Source organism: Flavobacterium sp. 21.1 (assembly GCF_057801535.1).
Window position 1 is genome coordinate 245,400 of sequence record NZ_JBYNXA010000004.1, and the last position, 11,173, is coordinate 256,572.

Annotated in this window: 10 protein-coding genes; all 10 read left to right on the forward strand. The window is 35.6% G+C overall.

The annotated features are described in order from the left end of the window. The first annotated feature begins 61 nt into the window (after positions 1 to 61). The 10 genes from AC3E9U_RS10500 (at position 62) to AC3E9U_RS10545 (ending at position 11,170) form a co-directional block, all read left to right on the forward strand. Positions 62 to 913 (forward strand): class I SAM-dependent methyltransferase, encoded by an 852-nt coding sequence (locus AC3E9U_RS10500; protein ID WP_488746861.1) that lies wholly within the window; start codon positions 62 to 64, stop codon positions 911 to 913. Next, entirely contained in the window at positions 913 to 2,058 is a 1,146-nt protein-coding gene (locus AC3E9U_RS10505; protein WP_488746862.1) for a glycosyltransferase, read from the forward strand. Before AC3E9U_RS10500 ends, AC3E9U_RS10505 begins: the two co-directional genes overlap by 1 nt. A gap of 203 nt (positions 2,059 to 2,261) precedes the next feature. After that, positions 2,262 to 3,191, forward strand: coding sequence for an NAD-dependent epimerase/dehydratase family protein (locus AC3E9U_RS10510; protein WP_488746863.1), 930 nt, complete (start codon positions 2,262 to 2,264; stop codon positions 3,189 to 3,191). Further along, positions 3,175 to 4,200: a glycosyltransferase family A protein gene (locus tag AC3E9U_RS10515; RefSeq protein ID WP_488746864.1), complete on the forward strand. Its 1,026-nt coding sequence runs from the start codon at positions 3,175 to 3,177 to the stop codon at positions 4,198 to 4,200. The genes AC3E9U_RS10510 and AC3E9U_RS10515 overlap by 17 nt, the downstream gene beginning before the upstream one ends. Positions 4,201 to 4,222: 22 nt before the next feature. Next, complete coding sequence (gene wecB / locus AC3E9U_RS10520; protein WP_488746865.1) at positions 4,223 to 5,326, forward strand: non-hydrolyzing UDP-N-acetylglucosamine 2-epimerase; 1,104 nt, start codon at positions 4,223 to 4,225, stop codon at positions 5,324 to 5,326. 13 nt (positions 5,327 to 5,339) lie between these two features. Next, positions 5,340 to 6,542, forward strand: coding sequence for a glycosyltransferase (locus AC3E9U_RS10525; RefSeq protein WP_488746866.1), 1,203 nt, complete (start codon positions 5,340 to 5,342; stop codon positions 6,540 to 6,542). A gap of 51 nt (positions 6,543 to 6,593) precedes the next feature. Next, positions 6,594 to 7,814, forward strand: coding sequence for a glycosyltransferase (locus AC3E9U_RS10530; protein ID WP_488746867.1), 1,221 nt, complete (start codon positions 6,594 to 6,596; stop codon positions 7,812 to 7,814). Beyond that, positions 7,814 to 8,908 carry a glycosyltransferase family 4 protein gene (locus AC3E9U_RS10535; protein WP_488746868.1) on the forward strand — a complete coding sequence of 365 codons (1,095 nt, stop codon included), beginning with the start codon at positions 7,814 to 7,816 and terminating at the stop codon, positions 8,906 to 8,908. The genes AC3E9U_RS10530 and AC3E9U_RS10535 overlap by 1 nt, the downstream gene beginning before the upstream one ends. Before the next feature lie 37 nt (positions 8,909 to 8,945). Then, complete coding sequence (locus AC3E9U_RS10540) at positions 8,946 to 10,085, forward strand: acyltransferase family protein (RefSeq protein ID WP_488746869.1); 1,140 nt, start codon at positions 8,946 to 8,948, stop codon at positions 10,083 to 10,085. Beyond that, complete coding sequence (locus AC3E9U_RS10545) at positions 10,082 to 11,170, forward strand: acyltransferase family protein (RefSeq protein ID WP_488746870.1); 1,089 nt, start codon at positions 10,082 to 10,084, stop codon at positions 11,168 to 11,170. Before AC3E9U_RS10540 ends, AC3E9U_RS10545 begins: the two co-directional genes overlap by 4 nt. The last annotated feature ends 3 nt before the right edge of the window (positions 11,171 to 11,173 follow it).

An 11,173-nucleotide genomic window follows, 5' to 3' on the forward strand; every position in this document is an offset into this window, starting at 1 on the left:
ATTTTGTAAGAGTAAAAATGTTCGGTCAGTTCAAAAAATTGAAAAATCCGACATAGCGAATTTGTACCAAAAGGATTTGGGAATTGATATTCTGGAGGAACTGTCAAAAAACAAAACGATAGAAACGTTGGAATGCAATACCTGTGGATTGACTTTTTTCGATCCGCAAGTCGTAGGTTCAGGCGATTTTTATGAAAAACTTCAGCTGCTGGAAGGGGATTATTATTCGGATGACAGACCTGAATTCAGTCTCGCCATGAAGTATATTGATGCTAAGGATTCTGTATTGGAAGTGGGTTCCGGGAGCGCTTTTTTTGCCAGAAAACTGAATGTGCAAAACTATGTTGGCCTGGAGTATAATGATGAGGCTATTTTAAAAGCAAAAGAAGCAAACATCGATCTGGTTAAAGAAAGCATAGAAAATTATTCTTTAAAAAATAAAGAGGCATTCGACGTTGTCTGCTCTTTTCATGTCTTAGAGCATGTGGATAATCCGGAAGCTTTTTTAGAATCTTCCATCAACGGTTTGGTAAAAGGAGGTAAGTTAATTGTGGCAGTTCCCTGCACGGATTCGTATTTTACCAAAAACGTAAATCATGTTTTAAACATGCCGCCACATCACATAACAAGATGGAAAATAGATACATTAAAGTTTGTTGCAGAAAAGTTTAATGTCAGTGTTCTTGATGTCAATGTTGATAAGGTGGAAAACAGATCTTCTTACTTTGAATTAAAATATGCCTTTTTGATCAATCAGCTGCTTTTTAGTAAAAGAACGATCTTGAATAAATCAAAGTACTACGATTTGATACTTAAAATTATCAAAAAACTGAACCGAAAATTAGGACTGTATAAACTTGAAAAAAGTAAAGTTTATTTTGGGAAGAACATGTTGATTGTTTTTGAAAAATAATGAAAGTTCTTTTAATATCGATGCCTTCCATACATACGAAAAGATGGGTGGAAAATTTAAAGGGAACACCCTTGGAATTGTATTGGTACGATATTACCAATCAGGGCAGTTTAGCCGTTTCAAATAAGATTACCGAGTTTGAGAACGGACGAACACGAAAGATTCCTCATATAAAAGGGGAATATTTCATCTCTAAGAAAATTCCCTTTCTTTATGAATATGTAAGGCCATTTCTCGAAGTTACGGAAAATGAAGTGCTGGAAAAGCTGATAAAAGAAATAAAGCCGGATTTGGTTCACAGTTTTGAAATGCAGCATTGCAGCTACCCTATTTTAAAAACCATGAATAAATTTCCGGACATTAAGTGGCTTTATTCCTGTTGGGGCAGCGACTTGTTTTTTTTTCAAAAGAAAGCCCTGCATAGACGGAAGATCAAATCGGCATTAAAAAGAATCGATTATTTACATACTGACTGTCTCCGGGATTATACTATAGCCAGGGAATTGGGTTTTAAAGGAAGGTTTACGGATGTTATTCCGGGTGGAGGAGGCTATGATCTGACGCTGACAGAGAAATTGAAGCATCCGGTTAAAGAAAGGAATATTATACTGGTGAAAGGCTATCAGCACGGTTTTGGCCGGGCTATGAACGTTCTTAAAGCTTTGGAATTGTTAAACGCTTCCGGAAAAATAATGCCTTTTCAGGTTGTGTTCTTTGGTGTTCACAAAGAAATTATAGAATACATCCACGACAAGGAATTACCTTTTAAATATTATCACAAACATGAATTGTCTAATTTTGACATTCTTGAATTAATGGGTAAATCCTTGATTTATATAGGAAATAGTGTTTCTGACGGGATGCCGAATACACTTTTGGAAGCCATTGTTATGGGGGCGTTCCCCATTCAATCGAATCCGGGCGGTGTAACGGAAGAAATGATCACGGAAGGGATTAACGGTCTTCTGATAGAAGAGCCCGAGAATATTACCGAGATAAAAAATAAAGTGATAAAGGCATTAAGCGATCAGGATACTATGGAGCAGGCCTTTGTGATCAATAAAGAAATAGCAAGGGAAAAATTAGCTTATTCTGTATGTAATGAAAAGATAATTAATGTTTATAAAAGCATTAATACGGAATAAAAGCAAGTCTGAAGATTTAAATATAAAATATTGTCTGTTAGTGGAATATGTTATTTTTGGGGCAAAATTTTTACTGACAAATTGTTTTAGTGTATTTTTTTTTCGTTATTGATAAAAATTAAGTCCCTGATTTTTGGATAAGGGTTTTGTGTTAAATCTAAGGCATAGAAATAAAAGATGTCTACTAAATATAAAGAAGTTAAATGGCAACCATATTAATTACAGGCGGGGCCGGAAATGTAGCGAGTGCTCTTGCAACTAAATTGGCTGAGAACGAAAATAATGAAATTGTAATTGTAGATAATCTTCTTACGGGAAGTCATGCTAAAGTTCCGACGAACAAGAATGTGAGTTTCATAAAGGCAAACGTAAACAACTACAATGATGTGGTGCCGATTTTTGGGAGATATAACTTTGATTATGTTTTTCATTATGCGGCGGTGGTCGGAGTGAAAAGAACGTTGGAAAATCCTATGATGGTGCTGGAAGATATTGAAGGGATTAAAAATATTCTATCGCTTTCCAAAAATTCAGGGGTAAAACGAGTATTTTATTCGAGTTCGTCTGAAGTGTACGGCGAGCCTTTTGAGATACCGCAAAACGAGCACACTACGCCCTTAAATTCGAGATTGCCCTACGCTATTGTGAAAAATGTGGGCGAAGCATTTTTCCGATCCTATCAGCAGGAATACGGACTTGATTTCACGATTTTCAGATTTTTCAACACGTACGGACCTAATCAAAGTGAGGATTTTGTGGTACCAAGATTCCTGAAAGCGGCTTTAAAAAATGAGCCTATTTATATTTATGGTGACGGTAAGCAAACGCGTTCATTCTGTTATGTGAATGACAATGTGGAATCCTGCATCAAAGCAATGTACAGTGAAGAGTGCGTAAATGATGTGATCAACGTTGGGAGTGATACGGAAATTTCAATTTTGGAGTTGGCGACCACTATAATTGCGATTACAAAATCAGAATCGAAAATTATCAATCTGCCACCTTTGGAAGAAGGGGATATGACCCGCAGATGTCCGGATGTTTCGAAAATGAGGTCTATTTTAGGAAAGGAACTTGTGTCGTTGGAAGAAGGAATACAAAAATTAATTAATCATTATGAGAATAGGAAGTAACCCTGAAAAATTCAATAATAAATTAGTTAATTCAGCCTATCACAGGATTGTGGTGCCTGTTTATATACCTAATCAGGAAGGGTATTTTAAGGATGCGTTGGAAGTTTTCAGGCTCAATATAGAATCATTGCTGCTAACAACCCATGAAAAGACGAGAATTTCGATCTATAACAATAATTCTATTGTAGAGGTCAAACAATATATTGATTCGTTGTACAAAACAAACGATAAAATCGATCAGGTTTTTCATTCGAAGGAAAATCTGGGAAAAATTAATGCAATATTGGCATGTACAAAAGGAAATCTGGAGCCGTTGATTACGATTACAGATTCCGATGTGCTTTTTAAACACGATTGGCAAAAAGCAGTTGAAGAAACATTTGTGAATTTTCCGGAAGCGGGAATGGTGAGTCCAGTCCCGAGCAGTAAGGCCTATAAAGGATTTACGGCTAATAACTGGTACTTTGGTTTTTTTCGCGGAAAACTGAACTTTAAGGATGTTAAAGATCCCAAAGCAATGCAACAGTTTGATGATAGCTTAGGGCGAGATGTAAAATTGTACAATCAGATACATTTGGAAAAATATTTAGTGATACGAAACAATAAAGCCGAAGCCGTGATGGGTTGCGGTCATTTTGTTGCGACATTAAAACGTGAAGTTTTTGATAAAGGATCCTCTTCTCCTGCATTTATAAAGATTCAGGGCGGGGTTGAAAATAAATTCATTGATCTGCCAAACGAAAAACTTGGTTTTTTAAGATTGGCCACTTTGGGTAATTTCGCTTTTCATATGGGGAATTTCAAAGAAGAGTGGATGGATGATGAATTTTCAAAGCTGACAGAGAGAAAGGCGAATGACAGTACAGCCAATGATAATTTATTCAGCGTTCAGCCGCTTTCTAATTGGCAAAATAATTTCGGGAAACTGATTTCAAAAGTTCTTCTGAATAAAAAAGTAAAGCGTCATTATTTTAAATTCATTGGGTTAAGTGACGGTGCGGATTATTAATATATGATTGAAGAATAAGATAATGAAAATACTTCTTTGTTTCGGCACACGGCCAGAAGCTATTAAAATGGCTCCTCTTTATCATGAACTGAAAAAAACAGAACATGAGGTTAAGGTTTGTGTAACAGCACAGCACAGGCAAATGTTGGATCAGGTTTTGGACTTTTTTGAAATTCAGCCTGATTTTGATTTGAATTTAATGGAACCTAATCAGTCTTTAAATAAACTGTGTGCCAAAATTTTAGAGAGCGTTGATCAGGTATTGATGAATGAAGTTCCGGATTTGGTTTTGGTGCATGGTGATACTACGACTTCTTCAATGGTGGCTTTGGCCGCATTTCACAGACAGATTAAAGTAGGTCATATAGAAGCAGGACTACGGACTTATAATAAGTTCTCACCTTTTCCGGAAGAGATAAACAGACAACTGACCGCAAAATTGGCAGACCTTCATTTTGCTCCAACAAATCAGGCTGTCACCAATTTAGACAAGGATCAGATTTGCGGTAAAACCATTTTCAATGTAGGGAATTCTGTTATTGATGCCTTAATTTGGGGGATTCAAAAACTGGAAAACGGATTTGAAAATGAGGCAATAGCCGATTTGAAACATAAAATCGATTTCTCCAAAAAAATAGTTTTAGTGACCGGACACCGAAGAGAAAATTTTGGAGAAGGACTGCAACAGATCTGCGAAGCACTTCTGGAAATTTCAAAAAGAGAAGATGTATTTATTATTTATCCGGTACATCTGAATCCGAATGTGTTGGGACCTGTAAATGAATTATTGGCAGACCAGCCGAATATTCTATTGATTCCACCGGCTGAGTATCCTTTGTTTATCTGGCTGATGCAGCAGGCCTTTTTAATTATTTCAGATTCCGGCGGTGTACAGGAGGAGGCTCCTACACTTGGTAAACCTGTTTTGGTTACAAGAGAGTTTACAGAACGCGCCGAAGGATTGGACGCCGGTTTTTCCTTTTTAGTCGGAACGGATAAGAAGAGAATTTTTGAAAAAGCTACGACTCTGCTGGATAATTTTCAAGGTTTTGTCAGAACTGAAAATCCATACGGAGACGGAAAAACATCAAGTAAAATAACAGAAGTTGTTAGTGAGTTAAATTGAATAGGAGGAAGGGATGAACAATTTAAAAATACTTGCGGTAATTGAAGAAATCGGAGATATAAGTACTTCAGGAGCGATCGTGAATTATAACTTATGTCAGCTCTTAGGGCAGGAATGTGAAAAAGTAGACATTTTAACCTTAGATTCGATAAGTCAGGAGTACATTGATTTGTATCAGGGCGGAGAAATATTTCTGCATCCCAAAAATAACCTGACCAAGTTTCAGCAATGGGTGGAAAATATGCGTTTTCAAAAGGTGTATGCCCTCATGAGAGTATTTCTGGCAAATGATTTCCATCACTATAACAGAATCAAAAATATTCGAAAATTTTTAAATGTTAATGAGGAGAAATACGATTTAATCCTCTTGTTGAGCGCTGGATTAGGTTTTACTCCGCACCACGCAATAACAAAAAAAAATAAAGTAAAAACAGTCGGGGTTTATCATGATCCATACCCTATTTCGTGTTATCCGGGAGAATTCAAATCGGGAAAAAGATGGCCTGAATTTTTTAAGATCAAAAGAAAGCAAAAGAGCTTTGATCTGATTGATCATCTGATTTTTCCGTCCCAAAGATTATACGAATGGTATTTGAAAGATTATGAAATTCAACCTCAAAAAGTGAAAATTGTACCGCATGCCGTAAATTTTGAATTTGATGTCGTGCCAACCGTTAACGAAAAAACAGTAATCGCGCATATAGGTACGCTTTTAAAACCAAGAAATCCATATTGTTTTTTGAAGGTTTTCAATGAAATCAATGCGTCAGACGTTGTTGTCGAGTTTCATGGGGGAATCAATGCCAAGGTTTTTGAATCAATTAGACATTTCGACAACGGAAACACGGTACAGATTAATAATGCAAGAATTGAATACGAGTCGGCTCTGGAAAAATTAGGGAAAGTAGATTTTCAGTTGTTGATAGAATCCGACTCTGAGGATAATCCGTTTTTACCAACAAAGTTCGTGGATTATGTCAATATAGGTAAGCCGATCATCGCATTAACGTCTTCAAACTCGGAAGTGTCAAGATTGTTAGGTAATGATTATCCGTTTAAATGTGGTTTGAATGATGAAAAGGCAATAAAGGAAATTTTGCAGACGAGAATTTATGATGAAGAAATGTTAATCACAGCCAGACGAAAAATCAGAGAACTTCAACACTATTTTTCTAAAGAACAGATAGTAATGTCGTATAAACTGCTAACTCAATAAGGTTGAAGCCGGTTTATTGATTTTTTTAAAAGAAACCCCAAACAGAAGAGAATGAATATTGGAATCGTAACAACTTGGTTTGAAAGAGGTGCCGCTTATGTGTCTAAAAATTTCAGGGATACCCTATTGCAAAATGAGGCAAATAATGTCTTTATTTTCGCCCGCGGAGGAGAGCAGTATGCAATAGGTGATAAAAACTGGGATACCGGAAATGTTTTTTGGAGCAAGAAAAGAAGGGTTTCCGGAATCGGTCAGGTAATCGATAAAAATGATTTCTACAAATGGGTTAAAACAAATGCCATTGATTTGGTTATTTTTAATGAGCAACAGTGGTTTATCCCATTGGTTTGGTGTAAAGATTTGAAGGTGAAAACCGTTGCGTATATTGATTATTATACGGAAGAAACAATTCCTCTTTTTGATATTTATGATGCGGTAATCTGCAATACCAAAAGACATTATACCGCGTTTCAGAAACATAAAAATGCCTATTATTTACCTTGGGGAACACAATTGGATGTTTTTAAACCCACGGCGACTAATTTTGTAAATGGGGATACAGTCACCTTTTTCCATTCCTGCGGACGCGACAAGCACCGGAAAGGAGTTGATTTAATTTTAAAAGCTTTTGATAGTATACAGGAAGATTTCAAACTCGTTGTGCATACCCAGGTCAAATTCACTGACCCTGAGCATTTAAAGCTGATCAAGAGTTTAGAAGATAAAAATAAACTGGAGGTGATCTGCGAAACGGTACCGGCACCCGGTTTGTTTTATAAGGGGGACATTTACGTATATCCTTCAAGATTGGAAGGCATCGGTTTGACTATTGCTGAAGCTTTGGCTTCCGGATTGGGATTGGTAGTGACCGATATGCAGCCGATGAACGAATTCTCGAATCACACCAATTCACTTTTGGTTGACGTATCCTATCAATATGCAAGATCAGATGCTTATTATTGGCCTGTATGCGAGATCGACCTTAATGATCTGACAAATAAATTAAGAACGCTTTGTGTTAATAAAGACAGGGTTTTGGAAATGAAAAAGGAAGCCCGGATCTATGCTGAAGAGTTTTTGGATGCCGAAAAAAATCTAATGCTGTTAAACGATATTGTAAGAAAAATTGAATTTACAAATTTGGACGTGGCCTTACTGTCAAAACTGATCGCTTTTGAAAAACAGGGAGTGAAAAAATACCATAAATTGTATTTAAAATATTATTTTATTTATGATTCGTTAAGAAAGATTAAAAGAAAGATCCGTAAATAATGGCAAAAGTAATTCTGATTTCACAAATTCCGCTGCCTTACGACAAGATTGGCAGTTGGACAAAATTATATGAAAATTATTTGCTTAATGAGCATTTGATCGATTATATAGTTTGCGGAAAACCTTCGACAGATCGGTTTCAGGTAGCTTATTCTTTTGTTCACCCTACGCTGTATTCTAAAATTAAAAAAAGAATCACCAAAAAATATTATTCAGATTATATAGAGGCAGTTCTGAAAATCCTCGATAAAAATGAAAAATACGTGATTCAGATCGTAGATAATTTCGGAATCGTGAAACCGCTTCAGGAAGAATTGGTGAAAAAAGGCTTAAGGGGGAATTGTTACCTGCAGTTTTTTTACCACGGTTTTTCTCCTTTCGTTAAAAATATTGAACAAAGCTGGTTTTTTGACTATATCGATGAAATGGTACTGTTAACGCATGCTTCGTATCTTGAACATAAAAAATATTACACAGCTTTACCAACGAGATTTGCAGTTTTACATAACGGGATCAATACTAAGAAATTTTATCCGCTTTCACCAGAAGTAAAAAAGCAGATCAGAAGCGAAAAGGGAATTCAGGATAAAAAAATCTTCATATGGTGCTCACAGGACCGACCTAAAAAAGGGTTGCATATTGTTTTGGATGCCTGGAAATTCATAGAAGAAAAATATCCGGATGTGGAATTATGGATTATTGGGACAGAGAAAAAGGAGGACACAGACTCGGTTAAATATTTCGGCAGGATTCAAAATCATTTATTACCTGAGTATTTACAGGTTGCTGATTGTTATCTTTTTTCCTCATTGTGTCATGAAGGTTTCGGAATGACTTTAATCGAGGCCTTGCATACCGGTAATTATTGTATTGCTTCTGAAAACGGAGGGATAGCGGAAGTATTGGGAGAGGGTAAATTCGGTAAACTGATTCAATATCCTAATATCGTTAACCATTGGGTTGATGCGATAAGTGAGTTTTTGGAAAAACCATTAGAATTTGAAAAAATACCGGAACAAATGTATTCAACTGTTGAATGGAACAGAATGATGAATGAATTGGTATCCGATGCTAAAAAATATTTAAACTCATAATGAAAAGAATGTGTTCTAATACACTAAGAAAAACGGAATGAGTTCAAATCAGGTTATTTATTTCAAAGGATTAAATGGTATAAGGACCATTGCAGCTTTATTAGTCGTTATATGGCATGTCGACCAGTTTTCCTTTTTATTCGGAATCAGTTCGCATGGATTTAACACAAACGGAATGGCTTCCCGAGCGGTGGATTTGTTTTTTGTCCTAAGTGGTTTTTTAATTACCTATTTGCTGTTAATTGAGAAAAACAAATTTAACGCGATTGATTACAGGAGTTTTTACAAAAGACGCATCCTCAGAATTTGGCCGGTTTACTATTTAGCCCTGCTGATTGCATTACTATTTGTCGTAACGGGAGTAACAGAAGTAAAATTTTCGCTGACCGAAAGCTTGTTGTTATATGTCTTTCTATTGGCGAATGTTGCTTTTTCGATAGGTTTAGATATACAACCCATTACACCGTTATGGTCTGTTGGCGTTGAAGAACAATTCTATGCGATATGGCCGTTTCTGATTGATAAAATAAAAAATAAGGAGAAACTGTTCTTCATTATATTTATTGGAGGTGCATTGTTCAGGATTGTAATGTATTATGCCTTTCTTGACCGGGCTCCTGATTTGATGCATTTTTTGTATCATTTCAGAATAAATATCATGGCATTAGGGGCATTAGGTGCATACTGGTTCTATACCAAGAAAGATAGAATACTAAGGTTGATTTACAGAAAAGAGGTTCAGCTAATTTCATGGACTGTTTTACTGGCTGGGATGGTTTTCAGACCGCTGCATCTCAGATCCTATATAGATTCGGAAATAAATTCGGTCTTTTATCTGATTATCATATTGAATGTGGCGACCAATAAAAATTCACTGGTGTCCTTGGAAAACAGACTTTGTAATTTCTTAGGAAGGATTTCATACGGGATTTATGTCTATCATCTGCTCATTATATATTTTTTATCCTTTGTTTTGAAGAAATTTAATTTTGTGATTTCTAATTATCTGGGATTGCAAATAATGATTGTATTGCTTACCGTTGGTGTTGCTTATTTCTCGTTTCACTATTTTGAAGTTATTTTTCTTCGGAAAAAAGAGCAGTATTCAAAAGTCAGGAGCACTAACAAATTAAAAACAAAAGCGGGTAGTAGTAATTATAAAGTCAAAGTAAGTTGAGTTCAAAGCAAGGCATTTATTTTAAAAATTTAAACGGATTGCGGTTCATAGCGGCATCCATTGTAATTATAAGCCATTTAGAGCAGATGAAAAGCCAGTTCGGTTACGAAAATTTTTTTCATAGTGCCAAGATATTGGGAAAAAGTGGTGTGACCTTGTTTTTTGTTCTGAGCGGGTTTTTAATCACTTTTCTGCTTTTAAACGAAAACGAGAAAAATGGTTTTATTGATATACGGAAATTTTATAAAAGAAGGATGCTCAGGATCTGGCCACTTTATTTCGTGATCGTTTTTTTGTCATTAGCTGTTTTGCCAAATTTTTCAATATTCAGCATGCCCTACTTTAAGCTGAATATACACTCTGCACTCGATTTGATCAAGATATTTCTGCTTTTCGCGTTCTTTCTCCCAAACTTGCTGGTGAGTTTAAAAATAGTACCTTTCGCAACACAAACTTGGTCAATCGGTACAGAAGAGCAGTTCTATTTAGTGTGGCCATGGATCATTTCTAAGATAAAAAAACTGATTCCCGTGTTTGTTGTATTGATCCTTGGTTATGAAGTCCTTTTGTTCGTTTGCATGAAATTAGCGGAACAGATCGAAACCTTTGATATAATTTATAAATTTGTTGAAACACTTGAAATCAATGCTTTAGTATTAGGAGCACTTGGAGGCTATATTTTGTTTCATAGATTAGATGTTTTAAAATGGATAGTAAATCTGAAGGTTTGCTTTTTAGCTTTTCTCGCGCTTGTGGTGTTGCTTTTTTTTATCGGAGGAAATTTTTACTTTCATGTGGTAAGTGTCGCGGCATGTTTTATGGTGATTATTTTAAATTTGGTGGAAAATCCTAAGTTGCAAACACTTTTGGAAAACCGATGGATTGATTACTTGGGTAAGATATCGTATGGTTTATACATGTTTCATCAAATTGCCATAGTAGCATTATTGAATCTTTTTAAAGGAATCGATACGGTCAGTTTATACATTGGAAGTTTTATGCTAACGATATTGATTTCGGCTATTTCATATGAATACATCGAGAAAATATTCCTTAAGAGGAAAAAAACATTTAAAGTAGTATAATTT

What these genes read in the sequence shown, in the direction of transcription:
- AC3E9U_RS10505 (WP_488746862.1), top strand. Translation starts at nt 913, where the DNA reads ATGAAAGTTCTTTTAATATCGATGCCTTCCATACATACGAAAAGATGG.
- AC3E9U_RS10510 (WP_488746863.1), top strand. Translation starts at nt 2,262, where the DNA reads ATGGCAACCATATTAATTACAGGCGGGGCCGGAAATGTAGCGAGTGCT.
- AC3E9U_RS10515 (WP_488746864.1), top strand. Translation starts at nt 3,175, where the DNA reads ATGAGAATAGGAAGTAACCCTGAAAAATTCAATAATAAATTAGTTAAT.
- wecB (WP_488746865.1), top strand. Translation starts at nt 4,223, where the DNA reads ATGAAAATACTTCTTTGTTTCGGCACACGGCCAGAAGCTATTAAAATG.
- AC3E9U_RS10525 (WP_488746866.1), top strand. Translation starts at nt 5,340, where the DNA reads ATGAACAATTTAAAAATACTTGCGGTAATTGAAGAAATCGGAGATATA.
- AC3E9U_RS10530 (WP_488746867.1), top strand. Translation starts at nt 6,594, where the DNA reads ATGAATATTGGAATCGTAACAACTTGGTTTGAAAGAGGTGCCGCTTAT.
- AC3E9U_RS10535 (WP_488746868.1), top strand. Translation starts at nt 7,814, where the DNA reads ATGGCAAAAGTAATTCTGATTTCACAAATTCCGCTGCCTTACGACAAG.
- AC3E9U_RS10540 (WP_488746869.1), top strand. Translation starts at nt 8,946, where the DNA reads ATGAGTTCAAATCAGGTTATTTATTTCAAAGGATTAAATGGTATAAGG.